This window comes from Streptomyces sp. NPDC005566, from assembly GCF_040605575.1.
Taxonomy (GTDB): Bacteria; Actinomycetota; Actinomycetes; order Streptomycetales; family Streptomycetaceae; genus Streptomyces.
In genome coordinates this window covers 28,381-44,873 of sequence record NZ_JBEXDB010000022.1, presented here as the reverse complement: position 1 = coordinate 44,873, position 16,493 = coordinate 28,381, and the positions used below count along the sequence as shown (strand labels likewise).

Annotated in this window: 15 protein-coding genes; 3 read left to right on the top strand and 12 right to left on the bottom strand. The window is 72.0% G+C overall.

The window, feature by feature from the left end; all coding sequences use genetic code 11:
• Positions 1–3 precede the first annotated feature (3 nt).
• Positions 4–1,431, top strand: coding sequence for an alpha/beta hydrolase (locus ABZS61_RS29385; RefSeq protein ID WP_356427724.1), 1,428 nt, complete (start codon positions 4–6; stop codon positions 1,429–1,431).
• An 81-nt stretch (positions 1,432–1,512) separates the two neighbouring features.
• Here the strand turns inward: ABZS61_RS29385 and ABZS61_RS29380 are convergent, their stop codons facing one another.
• Positions 1,513–1,917: a (2Fe-2S) ferredoxin domain-containing protein gene (locus ABZS61_RS29380; protein WP_356427722.1), complete on the bottom strand. Its 405-nt coding sequence runs from the start codon at positions 1,915–1,917 to the stop codon at positions 1,513–1,515.
• Positions 1,918–2,242: 325 nt separating this feature from the next.
• Here ABZS61_RS29380 and ABZS61_RS29375 point away from each other — a divergent pair, with 325 nt between their 5' ends.
• Positions 2,243–2,827: a TMEM165/GDT1 family protein gene (locus ABZS61_RS29375; RefSeq protein ID WP_356427720.1), complete on the top strand. Its 585-nt coding sequence runs from the start codon at positions 2,243–2,245 to the stop codon at positions 2,825–2,827.
• 25 nt (positions 2,828–2,852) lie between these two features.
• Here the strand turns inward: ABZS61_RS29375 and ABZS61_RS29370 are convergent, their stop codons facing one another.
• Genes ABZS61_RS29370 through ABZS61_RS29355 form a run of 4 tightly spaced genes read right to left on the bottom strand, consistent with a single transcriptional unit; the run spans position 2,853 to position 6,904 of the window.
• Positions 2,853–3,371 (bottom strand): methylated-DNA--[protein]-cysteine S-methyltransferase, encoded by a 519-nt coding sequence (locus ABZS61_RS29370; protein WP_356427718.1) that lies wholly within the window; start codon positions 3,369–3,371, stop codon positions 2,853–2,855.
• Between the two features lie 17 nt (positions 3,372–3,388).
• The gene (locus tag ABZS61_RS29365; protein ID WP_356427716.1) at positions 3,389–4,861 is read right to left on the bottom strand and encodes an AlkA N-terminal domain-containing protein; all 1,473 of its coding nucleotides are present in this window, start codon (positions 4,859–4,861) and stop codon (positions 3,389–3,391) included.
• A gap of 49 nt (positions 4,862–4,910) precedes the next feature.
• Positions 4,911–5,447, bottom strand: coding sequence for an O-acetyl-ADP-ribose deacetylase (locus ABZS61_RS29360; protein WP_356427714.1), 537 nt, complete (start codon positions 5,445–5,447; stop codon positions 4,911–4,913).
• A 41-nt stretch (positions 5,448–5,488) separates the two neighbouring features.
• Positions 5,489–6,904, bottom strand: coding sequence for an NAD(P)/FAD-dependent oxidoreductase (locus ABZS61_RS29355; RefSeq protein ID WP_356427712.1), 1,416 nt, complete (start codon positions 6,902–6,904; stop codon positions 5,489–5,491).
• 86 nt (positions 6,905–6,990) lie between these two features.
• On the opposite strand from ABZS61_RS29355, the gene ABZS61_RS29350 reads away from it, so the two are divergent.
• Positions 6,991–7,836, top strand: coding sequence for a nucleotidyltransferase domain-containing protein (locus tag ABZS61_RS29350; protein WP_356427710.1), 846 nt, complete (start codon positions 6,991–6,993; stop codon positions 7,834–7,836).
• Here the strand turns inward: ABZS61_RS29350 and ABZS61_RS29345 are convergent.
• The 7 genes from ABZS61_RS29345 to ABZS61_RS29315 all read right to left on the bottom strand — a co-directional run bounded on the left by ABZS61_RS29345 (position 7,816) and on the right by ABZS61_RS29315 (position 16,170).
• Positions 7,816–8,676: an inositol monophosphatase family protein gene (locus tag ABZS61_RS29345; protein ID WP_356427708.1), complete on the bottom strand. Its 861-nt coding sequence runs from the start codon at positions 8,674–8,676 to the stop codon at positions 7,816–7,818. The genes ABZS61_RS29350 and ABZS61_RS29345 overlap by 21 nt on opposite strands.
• Before the next feature lie 45 nt (positions 8,677–8,721).
• The gene (locus tag ABZS61_RS29340; RefSeq protein ID WP_356427706.1) at positions 8,722–10,527 is read right to left on the bottom strand and encodes a gamma-glutamyltransferase; all 1,806 of its coding nucleotides are present in this window, start codon (positions 10,525–10,527) and stop codon (positions 8,722–8,724) included.
• Between the two features lie 64 nt (positions 10,528–10,591).
• On the bottom strand, positions 10,592–11,578 hold the full coding sequence (locus ABZS61_RS29335; RefSeq protein WP_356427895.1) for an oligopeptide/dipeptide ABC transporter ATP-binding protein: 987 nt from the start codon (positions 11,576–11,578) through the stop codon (positions 10,592–10,594).
• Positions 11,579–11,664: 86 nt separating this feature from the next.
• Positions 11,665–12,729 (bottom strand): ABC transporter ATP-binding protein, encoded by a 1,065-nt coding sequence (locus tag ABZS61_RS29330; protein WP_356427703.1) that lies wholly within the window; start codon positions 12,727–12,729, stop codon positions 11,665–11,667.
• A complete protein-coding gene (locus ABZS61_RS29325) occupies positions 12,726–13,547 on the bottom strand; it encodes an ABC transporter permease (protein ID WP_356427892.1) in 822 nt (273 codons plus the stop codon). The genes ABZS61_RS29330 and ABZS61_RS29325 overlap by 4 nt, the downstream gene beginning before the upstream one ends.
• Before the next feature lie 65 nt (positions 13,548–13,612).
• Positions 13,613–14,566, bottom strand: coding sequence for an ABC transporter permease (locus tag ABZS61_RS29320; RefSeq protein WP_329205880.1), 954 nt, complete (start codon positions 14,564–14,566; stop codon positions 13,613–13,615).
• Complete coding sequence (locus ABZS61_RS29315; RefSeq protein WP_356427700.1) at positions 14,563–16,170, bottom strand: ABC transporter substrate-binding protein; 1,608 nt, start codon at positions 16,168–16,170, stop codon at positions 14,563–14,565. The genes ABZS61_RS29320 and ABZS61_RS29315 overlap by 4 nt, the downstream gene beginning before the upstream one ends.
• Positions 16,171–16,493 lie beyond the last annotated feature (323 nt).

Here is a 16,493-nt window from a genome sequence, read left to right as displayed (position 1 = left end):
CCCATGACGAACGCATACACAGGCCGTGCTCAGGCGCCCACCCGACGGGGCGCGCTCGCCGGTCTCGCAGCCGGGGCGGGGGCGGCCGTGCTGTCCGCGGCGTCGGCGGCCTCGGCGAGCTCGGCACCGGCGTTCGTGACGGAGCGTGGCGCCGACGCTTCCGCCCCGCCTTCGGCACCTGCCGCGTCGTCGACGCCCGGTGCCATGCAGTTGTTCACGGACCCGGGGCTCAACTTCAACGCGCTGCTCGCGCTCGGCGGCGCCGGGTACGGTGCGGCCGAGGTCGGGGAGGTGCTGACCGCCGTCAACGCCATCAACGCCGCAGGGGCGAGCGAGCAGACCTATACCGCGGAGTTCCGGCGCTGGGGCGAACGGCTGACGGCAGCCGCCTCGCCCCACCGGGAGACACGCCGTGCCCACTCGCTGCGGGCCGCCCAGTACTACGGGCAGGCGCTGTTCTTCGTCCTCGGCTCGGACACCCCGGGTGACGAGAAGAAGCTGTATCTGGCGGGGCGCCGGGCCTGGGACACCTTCGCCCGGCTGTGCACGCCGGCGGCGATCACCGAGCAGGTCCCCTACCGGGGCGGGGCATCGATTCCCGTCTGGTTCTTCCGCCCCGACGAGTCGGGCAAGCCCCGGCCGACCGTCATCCTCACCAACGGCAGCGACGGCCCGAACGTCGACATGTGGACCTACGGGGTCTCCGCCGCGCTCGCCCGCGGCTGGAACGCGCTCGTCTACGACGGCCCCGGCCAGGGCCAGCTGCTCTTCGTCGACCAGCTCGTCTTCAGCCCGCGCTGGGAGCAGGTGGTCTCGCCGCTCGTGGACTGGCTGGAGCGTCGCGGGGACGTCGACGCCCGCCGGATCGCGCTGACCGGCCTGTCCATGGGCGGTGACCTCGCACCGCGCGCCGCGGCCTTCGAGCACCGGATCGCCGCTCTGGCCGCACTGCCGGGCTGCCTCGCCCCGTGGCTGGGCTTCCCGGAGGAGCTCCGGGACATCGTCACCCCCGACAAGGCGGAGACCAACCGCATCTGGAACGAGGAGGTCGCCCCCGAACTGACGCCGTCCGAGCAGTTCGTCATCAAGAAGCGGATCGAGCCCTTCTCGATCCCGGCGATGCTCGCCGCCCGGCAGGGCCGTCTCTTCACCGACTTCTGGACACCGGCCCAGCGGATCATGGCGCTCGACATCACCGGGGTCGTGGGCCGCATCGCGTGCCCCACGCTGGTCCTCGACTACGACGACGAGGTCTTCTACCCGGGTCAGCCGCGCGAGTTCTTCGAGCTGCTGCGCACCCGCAAGGAGTACCGGCTCATGCGGGCGGCCACCGGTGCCCAGCTTCACTGCTCCCCGATGGCGCCGCAACAGCACTGCGAGGTCGTCTTCGACTGGCTGGAGGACACCCTGGGCCGGGGCGACCGCCGGTAGGGGGCATCAGGGCGCCGTTCTCCGGTGGGGGGACGCCTTCCGGCGGCCGCCGGCGCCGCGGCGGCACCTTCCGCCGCGGCCCTACTCCTTCAGGCCTCCCTGGACCCGGCGCGACGGCTTGAACACGTACAGGTCCAGGATCTCGGGCGCATCGGCGAGACCGGGTCCGCCGTCCCCCGCCCAGGTCACGATGTCCGCGACGGCGTGCGGATCGTTCACCAGCCCGAGCCAGACCGGCCGGCCACCGGCGCCGCGCCCCTCTGCGGAGGGCTGCACCACGATGACGTTGCCCTGCTCGCAGGCGTCCAGACACTCCACGGCACGGACGGTGGCGACCCCGTCGAGGGACTCCCGCAGCTGTGCCAGCTGCCCGGCGTGGTCCACACCGGGGATCTTCGGGGTGCCGCAGCAGCAGCCCCGGCAGACGCTGACGGTGGGCCGGGAAGGTCCCGGCCCGGCGGCGGGCCTGCGGGTGCGGCGGCTCATGCGGAGGAACTCCCGGTGGTGGCGCGGCTGATCACCGTAGGACTGTACCGAGCAGCTCCCCCGAGGGTCCGGGCCCCCGGGTGGGGTAGTGTTGACGGCTGCGAAGGGGAGTAGCCCCGCAAACCGGTCGTCGACACGCTGGAGCCCTCGGGTTCCCGGTGGCCGGGCTCGTAGATCCTTACGGGCGGGCGAGACCTTCGGTCAGGTATGACACACCCGCGTCCTGCGGGCGCTGCCGTCATGCCGGGCCGAGTGGTCCTCCGAGAAGCCCGAGCGGCGCTTCGCGAAAGGCCCGGGGCCCGGCTCGTACAGAAAGCCACCCGGAATGCATCTCGACCTCCTGGCGATCCTCACCGCCTTCGGGCTGATCTTCCTCGCGGAGCTCCCCGACAAGACGATGTTCGCCTCCCTGGCCATGGGCACGCGCATGCGGCCGCTGTACGTCTGGTTCGGCACGTCGTCCGCCTTCATCGTGCATGTCGCCATCGCGGTCGGCGCGGGAGGACTGATCGGTCTCCTGCCCGACTGGATCGTCAAGCTGGTCTCGGCCTGCCTCTTCGCCTTCGGCGCGTTCATGCTGCTGCGCAGTGGCGGCGGTGACGAGGACGACGAGGACGAGATCAAGACCGTGACCGGCTTCTGGCCGGTCTACTCGACCGCTTTCATGGCCGTCTTCATCAGCGAGTGGGGCGACCTGACGCAGATCACCACCGCGAACCTCGCCGCGAGCAACGGCACCTGGTCCACGGCCGTCGGGGCCGCCGCCGCCCTCATGTCCGTCTCGGCGCTGGCCCTGCTGGCCGGGCGCTTCATCGCCAAGCGGGTGCCTCTGAAGACCGTGCAGCGCATCGGCGGGGTGTGCATGCTCGGACTCGCGATCTGGTCGGTCGTCGAGATCTTCACGGGCTGATCCGTACGAGGGGCCGGTCGGGCCCTCAGAACAGGGCTTGTACCTCGTCCCCGGTCCCCCGCTCGAAGTCCAGCAGCCGCTGCTTGCGCTCCAGCCCGCCGCCGTACCCCGTGAGGCTTCCCGACGCTCCGACGACCCGGTGGCAGGGGACGATGATCCCGATCGGGTTCTTGCCGTTGGCGAGGCCCACCGCACGGGAGGCGCCGGGCTTGCCGAGGTGTTCGGCCAGTTCACCGTACGAACAGGTCTCGCCGTACGGAATCTGCTGGAGCCCGGCCCAGACGCCGCGCTGGAACGGGGTGCCGCCCAGGTGCAGCGGCAGGTCGAACGTCCTCAGCTCTCCGGCGAAGTACGCGTCCAGCTGGCGGACCGTCTCGGTGAAGGGCCGCGGGTCGGGCTCGCCGAAGGTCTCCTCCGGCGGCCGGTGGCGTTGTCCGGTCATGTACAGGCCGGCCAGTGCGCCGTCGGTGGCGACCAGGGTGAGGGCCCCGTACGGGCTGTCGATGACCGTGTGCTGCCTGGTCACCGTGGGTGTGGCGGTCATGGTTCGTCCTTACGCCCTCAGACGGGCAGGTGGTTGATGGGGTGGTTGTCGACGGTCCACAGGTACTGCACCGCGTACGCACGCCAGGGCCGCCACTGCGCGGCGCGTGCGGTGAGCGCCGCGGGGGTCGCGGGGAGGCCGAGCTGCTCGGCCGCCCGGCGGATGCCGAGGTCGGTGGGGAGGAAGGCGTCCGGGTCCCCGAGCGCGCGCATGGCGATCACTTCGACCGTCCAGGGGCCGAAGCCCGGCAGCGCGGCCAGTTCGGCCCTGGCCGCGTCCCAGTCGGTGCCCTCCCCCAGGTGGAGCGTGCCGTCGGCGAGCGCCCCGATCAGGGTGGTGAGCGTGGTGCGGCGGCTGCGCGGCAGGGCGAGGGTCTCGGGATCGAGTACGGCCAGGGCCTCCGGGGACGGGAAGAGATGGGTGAGGCCGCCCTCGGGGTCGTCGACGGGCACACCGTGGGCGGTGACCAGGCGGGCGGCGTGGGTGCGGGCGGCGGCCGTGGAGACCTGCTGGCCGAGCACCGCGCGCACGGCGAACTCCGCGGCGTCGACCGTGCGCGGCACACGGCGGCCGGGGGCCGCGTCGACCAGCGGCGCGAGCAGCGGATCGGAGCGCAACTGCTCGTCCACGGCCACGGGGTCCGCGTCCAGGTCGAGCAGCCTGCGGCACCGGCTGATGGCCTGGGTGAGATCACGGGGGTCGGTGAGGGAGAGCCGGCAGGCGATGTGGTCGGGCCGCGGTGTGAGCGCCACGATGCCGTGTCCGTGCGGGAGGGTGAGCGTGCGGCGGTAGGCGCCGTCACGCCATTCCTCGACCCCGGGGACGGCCGTCGCGGCGAGGTGCCCGAAGAGGTTGCTGGGGTTGAGCGGGGCGCGGTACGGCAGCCGCAGGGTGATGACTCCGGGGGCCTCGGCCGCTCCGGCGCCGCGTGCGGCACGGGTGCGCAGTTCCCCGGGGGCGAGCGCGAAGACCTCGCGGACGGTGTCGTTGAAGGTGCGGATGGAGGCGAACCCGGCCGCGAACGCCACCTCGGCCATGGGGAGTCCGGTCGTCTCGATCAGTACCCGCGCGGTCTGGGCACGCTGGGAGCGGGCCAGCGCGAGCGGGCCCGCGCCGAGCTCCGCGAGCAGCTGGCGCTCGATCTGCCGGGCCGAGTAGCCGAGCCGCGCGGCGAGACCCGGTACGCCCTCCCGGTCGACCACCCCGTCCTGGATGAGACGCATGGCGCGGGCCACGGAGTCGGCTCGGGCGTTCCACTCCGGTGAGCCGGGGCTGGTGTCGGGCCGGCATCGCTTGCAGGCCCGGAATCCGGCCTGCTGGCAGGCCGCGGCGCTGGGGTAGAACGTCATGTTGCGGACCTTGGGCGGCACCACGGGACAGCTGGGCCGGCAGTAGATCCGGGTGGTCAGGACTGCCGTGAAGAACCAGCCGTCGAAACGGGCGTCCTTCGACTGTACGGCCCGCACGCAGCGCTCGGTGTCGGTGTGCATGCTTCAAGCATCGGGCATCCACGGCAGTAGGGCTGGCGGAAATCCGACATCAGCCTTGCGCTGCCAGGGCCTCCTCGAACTCCACGTAGGCGTGTGCGTCGAACAGCACGAAGCGCACCTCCTCGACCGGCGGAGCCGCCTCGGCGAGCACGGTACGGACGGCGATGCGGGCGCCGTCGTCCATGGGCCAGCCGAAGATGCCGGTGGACACGGCCGGGAACACCACCGTGCGCGCACCCAACTCCGCTGCCACGCGCAGGGATTCGCGGTAGCAGGAGGCGAGCAGCTCCGACCGGTCCTCGGCGCCGCTCCAGACCGGACCGACGGTGTGGATGACCCACGTGGCGTCGAGCCGGCCTGCGGTGGTGGCTACGGCCCTGCCGGTCGGCAGCCCCTTGCCGTACTGCGACGCGCGCAGTTCACGGCAGGCGGCCAGAATCTCCGGGCCGCCGCGGCGGTGGATCGCGCCGTCGACGCCGCCCCCGCCGAGGAGACTCGAATTCGCGGCGTTGACAAGGGCGTCGGCCTTCTGACGGGTGATGTCGCCGCGGGCCAGGGTGACGGTGACGGCCTCAGATCTGCTCATGCGCACATCATGCCGTTGCCGGGCGGGGCCGTGCGGGACGCTCACGTGGCCCGCAGACGGCGCCACACCGCCTTCGCCGCGTGATGGCCGGACATTCCGTGCACGCCGGGGCCGGGCGGGGTGGCCGAGGAACAGAGGAAGACCGCTGGGTGGGCGGTGGCGTACGGGACGCGGGCGAGTTTGGGGCGTATCACCGTCTGGAGTCCGGCGAACGCTCCGGTCGCGATGTCTCCGCCCACGTAATTGGCGTTGCGCACCGCGAGTTGGGGCGGGCCGGCGATAGCGCGGGCGAGGACGAGATCGCGGAATCCGGGGGCGAAACGCTCCAGCTGCCGCTCGATGACCTCCGTCGCGTCGCCCTCCCAGCCCGCGGGGACGTGTCCGTACACCCAGAAGACATGGCGGCCCTCGGGGGCGCGGGACGGGTCGACGAGGCTCGGTTGTGCGGTGATCAGGAAGGGGACGTCCGGGTCGCGGCCCGACACGGCGGCGCGCAGGGCGGCGTCGATCTCACCGGCCGTGGGGCCGACATGAACCGTGCCGGCCCGCCTGGCCTCCTCCGCGGTCCACGGGACGGGGCCCGACAGGGCGTAGTCGATCTTGAAGCAGGAGGCGCCGTAGCGGTAGCGGTCGTAGGCGCTGCCGAGTCCGGCGATGCGGGCGAGTGCGGCGGGAGAGGTGTCGAAGATGTACGCACGGGCGGGCGGAAGCTCGTCGAGGCGCTTCACCTCGATGCCCGTACGGATCGCACCCCCCTGTGCACGCAGGTACGAGGCGAGGGCGTCGGAGATGGCCTGCGAGCCGCCGCGGGGCACGGGCCAGCCCTTCTCGTGTGCGGCGAGCGCGAACATCAGCGCGACTCCGCTCGTCGCGAGGCCGCTGGTGGGTGCGATGGCGTGGGCGGCGAGCCCGGCGATGAGTCCGCGCGCCCTGGCGCCCTTGAACCGGCGGGAGAGGAGCGTGGCGGGCTGGATCGCGTCGAGGCCGAAGCGCGCCCAGCGGTACGGGTCACGGGGCAGCCCGTCCCACGGGGTGCGCAGGAAGTCCGCGGCGAGTGTGTCCCAGTGGCCGGTGTAGGGCGCGACCAGCCTGCGGTACGCGCCCGCGTCCTCGGGGCCGAGCGACATGGCGCTCTCCCCCACCGACCGGGTGAGCACGGCGGCGGATCCGTCGGGGAAGGGGTGGGCGAGCGCCAGCTGGGGCTGCAGCCATTCGAGGCCGTGCCGGGCCAGCGGCATCGCGTCGAAGGCGGGCGAGCCGATACCCAGAGGGTGCACGGCGGAACACGGATCGTGCCGGAAGCCCGGAAGGGTGAGCTCCTCGGTGCGGGCACCCCCTCCGACGGTCTCCGCAGCTTCGAAGACCTCGACGGCGAAGCCGCGGCGGGCCAGTTCTGCCGCGGCCGTCAGCCCGTTGGGGCCCGCCCCCACGACGACGGCATCCAGCATCGATGGCACCTTCGGACTCCTTTGTCAGCCGGTGGCCAGGACACCCAGGATATTCGGGCGCGCCGACAACCGGCCCGCGGGTAGCCTCCTGGCCGATGAACAACGCATCCGCACCTTCTCCCGCCGTCTCCGCGATGGCTTCCCGGCTTGCCGCGCTGCCCGGTGTCACCGCCGTCGTCCTCGGCGGCAGCCGGGCCCGTGGCACCCACCGGCCGGATTCCGACTGGGACCTGGGTGTCTACTACCGCGGCACCCCCGACCTGGCCGGACTGACCGCACTGGCGTCCGAGGTGCAGGGTTCCCCGGTGGCGGTCGCGGGGCCCGGCGGCTGGGGACCGTGGGTCAACGGCGGTGCGTGGCTCACGGTGGACGGCGTCGCGGTCGACTGGATCCTGCGCGATCTGGACCGGGTCGAGTCGGTCTGGTCCGACTGCCGTGAGGGCCGCTTCGAGGTGGGCGTCCAGCCCGGCCACCCGCTGGGCTTCTGGTCCCCCTGTTATGTGGGTGAGGTCGCGCTCGGGCGCGTACTCGACGACCCGTACGGGGAGTTGACGGTCCTTCAGGAGACGATGGGCTCCTACCCGGAGCCCTTGCGCAAGGCGCTCGTCGACGCCGCGTGGGAAGCCGGCTTCTCCGTGGCCTCTGCCCGCAAGTCCGCCCCGTCCGGTGACACGCTCCACGTGGCCCTGTGCCTGTCGACGGCGTTCGGCGTCCTCGCCCAGTCCCTCCACGCCCACCACCGCACCTGGTGCCTCAACGAGAAGGGCGCGCTCGCGGCGGCCGCCCTCCTCCCGGACACCCCGGCCGGCTTCGCGGACCGGGTCTCCCGGGCACTGCGCGGCCTGGACGCGGATGCGGTGGAGACGGCTGCCGGAGTCGTACGGGAGGTCCAGCGGGTGCTGGACGGCGGCGAGGCGGCCTCAGGCGCCGGAGGGTCCTGAGGCGGACGTGCCGGTGCGCAGCGCGGTGAGGACGGCTTCGGCCGTCGCCGCGTCGCGGGCAGCCGTGAAGGGGAGGGCGTTGCCGCCGGTGATGCGGTACGGGACCCCGGCGAGCGTGGCCTGGGTACCGCCCGCCTCGGCGACCAGGAGCAGGCCCGCCGCGTGGTCCCAGGCCAGTTCCCAGTTGAAGGCGACGGCGTCCTGCGCACCGCGGGCGACGGCGAGGTACTCGAGGCCCGCCGATCCGCAGGGGCGCGCCTCGATGCCTTCGGTGCGCAGGCCGAGCAGCGCACGCTTCTGGGCGTCGGAGGTGTAGTCGGGGTGGGACATCGCCACCCTGAGGACGGCGCCCGCCACGGGCGAACCGCTGTGCATAGGCGTGCCGTTGAGCGTGGCGCCGCGGCCTCGTACGGCGATGGCCATCTCACCCAGCGCGGGGGCGTAAGTCCAGGAGGCGAGCACCTCGCCTCGGTGGGCGAGGGCCACCAGGGTGCAGAAGCCGGGTTCGCCGTGGACGAACTGGCGGGTGCCGTCGACCGGGTCGACGATCCAGACGGGCGCGTCCTCGCCCAGCGCGTCGTACACCGACGGGTCGGCGTGGACGGCCTCCTCGCCGACGACGGCCGAGCCGGGCAGGAGCCTGGTCAGCGAAGCGGTGAGGTGCTCCTCGGCACGCCGGTCGGCCGCGGTGACCAGGTCGTGCGGGCCGCTCTTCTGCACGATCTCGTGGGTGGCGAGCTGCCGGTACCGCGGCATGATCTCGGCGGCGGCCGCTGCGCGGACCGCCGCCTCGACCTCGGTCAGGTTCCCTGCGTCCGCAGCGAGGAAGTCATCGATCATGCCTCCAGCTAAGCACGGTCGCCGAGGGACATCGCAGGTGGGCGGTCAGCGCCCGACCGCGTACCCCTGCATGCCGCGCGGATTGGCGGCGGCGGACAGCACTCCGGTCTCCGGGTCCCGGGCGACGGCGCACATGCGCCCCTCGGACCACGGGTCACCGACCGTCACGTCGTGGCCGCGTCGGCGCAGCTCCTCGATGACCTCCGGGTCCATCCCCTCCTCGACGGTCATGCTGCCGGGCCGCATGCCCCGAGGGAAGAAGGAGCCGGGGAAGCTGTCGTTGTGCCAGTTCGGGGCGTCGATGGCGCCCTGCAGATCGAGGCCGCCACGGACCTCGGAGCGCAGTGCGACGGCAAGGAAGAAGTGGAGCTGCCACTGATCCTGCTGGTCACCGCCCGGCGTACCGAACGCCAGGACCGGGACGCCGTCGCGGAGCGCGAGGGACGGGGTCAGGGTGGTCCGGGGGCGGCGGCCCGGGGTGAGGGAGTTGGGCAGTCCCTCGTCGAGCCAGGCCATCTGGAGGCGGGTGCCGAGCGGGAAGCCGAGCTCGGGCACGACCGGGTTGGACTGGAGCCAGCCACCGCTGGGGGTGGCGGAGACCATGTTGCCCCAGCGGTCGACGACGTCGAGGTGGCAGGTGTCGCCGCGGGTCGCACCGTCCTTGGCGACGGTCGGCTCGCCCGCGCCCGCGGCCGGTATGCCCATGGCGTCGAAGCCGGACTCGCCGGAGGCGACGGCGTGGGCATGGGCGCTGAGGACGGGGGTACGGCCCCCGGGGCTGCCGGGGCGCAGCTCGCGCGAGGCCTCGGAGGTGACGAGGGCGCGGCGTGCCGCGTTGTACGGCTCGGAGAGCAGCACGTCGAGGGGTACGTCGGTGGCGTCGCCGTACCAGGCCTCGCGGTCGGCCATGGCGAGCTTGCAGCCCTCGACGAGGAGGTGGACGTAGTCGGCGGAGCCGTAGGCGGGCAGCTCGGCCGGCAGCAGGGCGAGCTGCTGGAGGAAGGCGGGGCCCTGGCTCCAGCCGCCCGCCTTGGCCAGGGTCCAGCCGTTCCAGTCGTACGTGGCCGGGGCCTCGTACGACGCGGACCAGCCGGCCAGGTCGGCGGCGGTGAGGGTGCCTGTGTGGTGGGCGCCGCTGGTGTCCAGGGTGGGTACGGCGGCCTGGCGGACGAGCGCCTCGGCGATGAAGCCCTCGCTCCAGACCTTTCGGGCGGCCTCGATCTGCGCGACGCGGTCGCCGCCGCCGGTCTCCTCGGCCTCGGTCTGCAGGCGCCGCCAGGTCGCGGCGAGTGCGGGATTGCGGAACAGCTCACCGGGCTCGGGGGACTTCCCGCCGGGCAGGTACACCTCGGCGGACGACTGCCATTCGTTCTCGAACAGCTCGCGGACCGTCTCGACGGTCTGCCCGATCCGCTCGACCGGTGCGTGGCCGTCCTCGGCGTACCCGATCGCGTACCGCAGCACCTCGGCGAGCGTCTTGGTGCCGTGGTCACGCAGGAGCACCATCCAGGCGTCGAACGCGCCGGGCACGGCGGCCGCGAGGGGACCGGTGCCGGGAACGAGCTCGAGGCCGAGTCCGCGGTAGTGGTCGATGGTCGCCCCCGCGGGCGCCGGGCCCTGGCCGCACAGGACCTGTACGTCGCCGTCCCTGGGCGCCAGGATCATCGGCACCTCACCGGCGGGCCCGTTGAGGTGCGGTTCGACGACGTGCAGGACGAATCCGGCGGCGACGGCCGCGTCGTAGGCGTTGCCGCCGTCCTCCAGCACTGCCATCGCGGACTGCGAGGCGAGCCAGTGGGTGGAGGACACCATGCCGAAGGTGCCCTGGAGGGTGGGCCTGGTGGTGAACACGGGATAGGGCTCCTTGGTGCGGTGATGCTGTGAGGTGCGCTGTTCGGATCGTAAGGACGACGAATCAGGGTGCCGCGGCCGGGGCCACGACAACCGGTGCCGCCGCGTCCGGGGCCGCCCCGTCGTCGTCGACGAGGTGGCAGGAGACCTGACGCCCGCCGGGCAGCTCGCGCAGGACGGGCACCTCGGTGCGGCACCGGTCGGTGGCGAGCGGGCAACGGGTGTGGAAGCGGCAGCCGGCCGGCGGGTCCAGCGGGCTGGGCAGCTCGCCGTGGAGCACGATGCGCCGGCGGGAGCGCTGGTCGACCGGGTCCGGGACGGGGGCGGCGGAGAGCAGGGCCTGGGTGTACGGGTGCTTGGGTGCGGCGAACAGTTCGGCGGTCGGGGCCTGCTCGACGATCTGGCCGAGGTACATCACGGCGATCCGGTCGGCGAGGAACTCGACGGCCGCCAGGTCGTGGGTGATGAAGAGGCAGCCGAAACCGCGGTCGCGCTGGAGGTCGGCGAGGAGGTTGAGGACGGAGGCCTGGACCGAGACGTCCAGGGCCGATGTCGGCTCGTCGGCGACCACCAGGTCGGGGTCGCAGGAGAGCGCTCGGGCGATCGAGATGCGCTGGCGCTGCCCGCCGGAGAGCTCGTGCGGATGCCGGTCGGCGTGCTCGGGGCGCAGGCCGACCTGGGCGAGGAGCTCCTCGACCCGGGCGCGCACGGCGGGACCGCGGGCCTGCCGGTTCAGTCTCAGCGGTTCGGCGATGATCTCGCCGATGGTCATGCGGGGGTCGAGCGAGGACGACGGGTCCTGGAAAACCAGGTGGAAGTCCTTGCGCAGCGGCCGCAGGGCCCGGCGCGAGAGGTGGGTGATGTCGGTGCCGTTGATGCGGACGCTGCCGCCGGTGGGTTCGTCGAGGCGCACGGCGCAGCGGCCCACGGTCGACTTGCCACTGCCCGACTCGCCGACGAGGCCGACGACCTCACCGCGGCCGATCGTGATCGAGACGCCGTCGACGGCGCGGACGGTACCGCCGCCGGAGGCACCGAAGTGCCGTTCCATGGCGTCGATCTCGAGCACCGGCCCCTGTGGGGCGGGCGCGTTCTCGTCGTCGCTCCCGCGCGGTGCGGGGACGGTCTGCGCTGTGGTCACTTTCCGGCCTCCTGGATGGTTCGCGCGGTCTCTCCGGCGGCGGGCACTCCGGCCGGGTCCGCGGTGTGGGGGTGCCAGCAGGCGGCCCGGTGCGCCGCGTCGGCGCCCGCCTGCAGGTCGACGGCCGTGAGGCCGGGCCGGGACGAGGTACAGGTGTCGTCGGCGCGTGCGCAGCGCGGCGCGAACGTGCAGGCGTCGGGCTGGGTGTCGAGGCTGGGGACCAGGCCGGGGATCTCGGGGAGCCGCCGCTTGCCCTCGCCGCCGGGCCGCAGTACGGCGCCCAGCAGACCCCGGGTGTAGGGGTGGCGTCCCGAGCCGAACAGATCGTGGACCGGGGCCTGTTCGACACCCCGTCCCGCGTACATCACGAGCACCCGGTCGGCGGCGTCCGCGACCACACCGAGGTCGTGCGTGACCAGGACGATGGCGGTGCCGAGCCGCTCGCGCAGCGACTGCAGGACCTCGAGGATCCCGGCCTGCACGGTCACGTCCAGCGCTGTCGTCGGCTCGTCCGCGATGAGTACCGCCGGGTCGCAGGCCACGGCGATCGCGATCATCACCCGCTGGCGCATGCCGCCGGAGAGCTGGTGCGGGTATTCGTCGATGCGGCGCAGCGGGGCGGGGATGCCGACGAGTTCGAGGAGTTCCACGGCACGCGCCCTGGCCTCCTTCTTGCTCAGCCCCTGGTGCCTGCGGACCACCTCGCCGATCTGCCGGCCGATGGTGAGGACCGGGTTCAGCGAGGTCATCGGCTCCTGGAAGATCATCGCGATGTCCTTGCCGCGGACCTTCTGGAGCTCCTTCTCGGATGCCCCGACCAGCTCACGGCCGGCGAGCCGTATGGATCCGCCGATGTGTGCGGTGGGGGGCAGCAGCCCCATCACGGCCATCGAGGTCACGGACTTGCCGCAGCCCGACTCCCCCACCACGGCGAGGACTTCGCCGGGGGCCAGGTCGTAGGAGACCCCGTCGACGGCGTGCACGGTGCGGGAGTCGGAGCGGAAGGACACCGACAGGTCGCGCACGCTCAGGATGGGTTCGCGCACGGGTGTTCCGGTCATCGGGTTCCTCCACGGGGGTCGAGGACGTCACGCAGCCCGTCGCCGAGCAGATTGAAGGCCAGCGTCGCCGCGACGATCGCCAGACCGGGGAAGACCGCGAGCCAGGGGGCCGGGGCCAGGAAGGACTGGGCGCCGGACAGCATCACGCCGAGCGAGGGGTCGGGCGGCTGGACGCCGAGGCCCAGGAAGCTGAGCAGTGCCTCGCCGATGATCGCGGCGGGGATGCCGACGGTCGCCTGGACGATCAGGGCGGAGGTGGCGTTGGGCAGGATGTGACGGAACAGCACGGTGCCGTCGCCACCGCCGTTGGCGATGGCTGCCGCGACGTAGTCGACGTGCTTGAGCCGCAGCGTCTCGGCGCGGGTGATGCGGATGACCGCGGGGATCTGCGAGATGCCGATCGCGATGGTCGCGTTGGTCAGCGACGGGCCGAGGATGGCGGCGAGCCCGACGGCGAGTACCAGGAACGGGAACGCCAGCATCGTGTCGGTGAGCCGGGAGATCGCACCGTCGGCGAACTTCCCGTAGTAGCCGCCGATGAGCCCGAGCGGTACGCCGATGACGAACGCCAGCACGACGGCGACGAGACCGACCTGCATGGAGGCCCGTGCCCCGAACACGATGCGGGACAGCTGGTCGCGGCCGAGGTCGTCGGTGCCGAGCCAGTGGGCCCCGCCGGGTTCTGCGAGTACGTTGCCGAAGTCCGGCTGCGAGGGGTCGTACGGGGCGATGAGCGGGGCGAACAGTGCGACCAGGATGAAGACGGCCGCGATGATCCCGCCGGTGAGGGCGAGCCGGTTCTTCCGCAGGGCCCGCAGCCTTCCGCCGCCGGCACGCCGCCCGGTGACCTTCGGCGTGGCGGGGAGCGAGGGGGTAACTGTGGTCACCGGGCACCTCCGAGCCGGATGCGCGGGTCGATGACCGAATAGATCACGTCGACCAGCAGGTTGATGAGGATGTACGCGGCCGAGGTGCAGAGCACCACGGCCTGCAGCGTCGCGTAGTCACGGGTGAAGACGGCGTCGATGGTGAGCTTGCCGAACCCGGGCAGGACGAAGATCTGCTCGGTGACGACGGCCCCCGAGATCAGATGGCCGAGCTGCAGGCCGAGGACGGTGACCACGGTGACGAGTGAGTTCCGCAGGGCGTGACCGCCGATGACCTCGCGCCGGGAGAGGCCCTTGGCGCGTGCCGTACGGACGTAGTCGGCGGACAGCGAGTCGAGCATCGCGGCCCGGGTCTGCCGCATCACGACGGCGGCGAGCCCTGATCCGAGGACGATCGCGGGGAGCACCATGCGGCGCAGGTTGTCGACCGGGTCGGTGCCGAAGGGGACGTAACCCGAGGCGGCGAAGACGGGGACGGCGATGGCGAGTCCGAGGACGAGCACGATGCCGAGCCAGAAGGTCGGGATGGAGAGGCCGATCAGCGCGATGGCGTTGGCGAGCCACTCCTCCGGCCTGCCGCGGCGGACCGCGGCGACCACGCCGGCGCCGATGCCGACGACGACCGCGAGGAGGAGGGAGAGCGCGGCGAGTTCCAGGGTGACGGGCAGGGCCTGGGCGATGGCGTCACTCACGGGCAGTCCGGTACGGGAGGAGGTCCCGAGGTCGCCGGTGAGCGCGTGGCCGATGAACCGGGCGTACTGGACGACGATGTTGTCGTTCAGTCCGTAGCTCTCGCGGATCGCGGCGAGCGCCTCGGGGCTTCGTTCCTCACCGGCGAGGGCGAGTGCCGGGTCGCCGGGCAGCGCCCGGATCCCCGCGAAGACGACCATGCTGACGAGGAAGAGGGTGATCAGGGACTGGCGCAGGCGCGTCAGCAAGTACTTGGTCATCGTGTGTACCCCGCAGTTGTGACACGTACCAGTCCGTCGCCGTAGACGCGGATGCCCGCGACGTCCTTGCTGGCGACGACGTAGTTCTTCTGCCGGTAGAGGTAGATCAGCGCGTGGGCGTCCCGGACCTTGCGGGTCAGTTCGTCGTAGATCCCGGCGCGCTTCGCCGGGTCCGCGACGGAGCGGCCTTCGGCGATCAGCTTGTCGATCGCCGGGTCGCCCAGACCGTAGGCGTTCATCGCGCCTGCCGTCTTGAGGAAGTTGGAGACGTTGCCGTCCGGGTCGAGCCGGCCGGACCAGCCGCTGGTGAAGACGTCGTACTTCCCTGCGTCCGTCTCGGCCAGCATCGTGGCGTACTCGGTGGGCCGCAGGGAGAGTTCGAAGCCGGCCTCCTTGACCATGGCCTGCAGGACCTGGCCGACACGCCCCTGTTCCGGGGTGGTGGAGGTCTTCAGTTCGATCTTGACGGGGGTTTTCACCCCGGCCTCCTTGAGCAGCTTCTTCGCCTTGGCGACGTCGCGCTTGGGGCAGTCCTGCGCCGGTCCGCCGGGGGCGATGGCGGACTGCGGGGAGATCGGGCCGCAGGCCGGTTCATGCATGCCCTGGAAGACGACCTTGTTGATCAGGTCACGGTCGATGGCGAGCTCGAAGGCTTCCCGGACCCGGACGTCGCGGCCCAGGGGGGTGTCGATCTTTCCGGGCTTCTCGCCGAGGCCGTTGACGTTGCCGACGTTGATGCCGATGCCCTGGTAGCCGAGCGAGGGCGAGTTGAAGAGCTGGAGCTTGGGCTCGGTGAGTGCGCTCTGCACGTCGACCGGGGCCATCTGGTCGCCGATCTGGAGGTCGCCGGAGCGCAGATTGGCCAGCCTGACGTTGCCGTCGGGGATGGGCTTGTAGATGACCCGGTCGAGGTGCACCGCGGCGGCGTCGTAGTAGTGGGGGTCCTTCTCCAGGACGATCCGGTCGCCGCCGACCCGCTCGACGAAGCGGAAGGGGCCGACGCAGGACGGGTGGTTGGTGAAGTTCTTCCCGTACTTCTTGAGCGCGGTCGGCGACATCACCATCCCGGAGCGGTCGGCGAGCACGCCGGTGAGGGGGACATAGGGATGGTCGAGCACGATCCGTACGGTGTGCGGACCGGTGGCTTCGATGGTGCGGGCCGGAGCGAGCTCCGTACCGCGTGCCGAGCCGGGGAGGTCGCGGTGGCGCAGCAGTGAGGTGGCCACGGCGTCGGCGTCGAGCGCCGTTCCGTCGCTGAAGGTGAGGCCGGAGCGCACCTGGACCGTGACCGTGAGGCCGTCGGCCGAGGTGGTGGGCAGTGCTGCGGCGAGCTGCGGCACGAGGGTGCCGTCCTCGTCGATGTCGTAGAGCTTCTCGCACATGCCCGCGAAGACGGTGCGGCCCACGAGCGTCTGGGCGAGCGTGGGGTCGAGCTTGTCGGGATCCGAGTTGAGAGCCACCGTGATGGTCCCGCCGTCGCGCACGGACCGTTCATCGGTCTTCCGTACACCGCCGACCTCGGTCGCCGAGGACTGCAGCGAAGCGCAGCCCGAGGTCAGGAACACCAGGGCAACCGCCACCATGGCTACCGCTTTTCGGCGCACGAAGGCCTACCTCCTGCCAGGAGTGATCAAAGGAATATCGCAGACCGTATTTCGCATACAGTCCGCAGTGCAAGGGGGTCTCCCACATAGCGGACGGATAATTCTGACGATCGGGTAACGGCGCGGGCAGGTCGCCCAGGGATGCACGGATTGCCTGAACTGTGCAGGTGGGAGCCGGTCACCCGACGCATTCGGATGCGCCGGCAAGGAAGGCGCCCGGAGAAAGTCAGGTACCTGACAATTGATACGTGGTGACAGCACACATGCGGAAGCGGGCCGCCGAGGCTTTGCCGGCCCGGCCGGAGCCTGGGCACGGGGAAGCG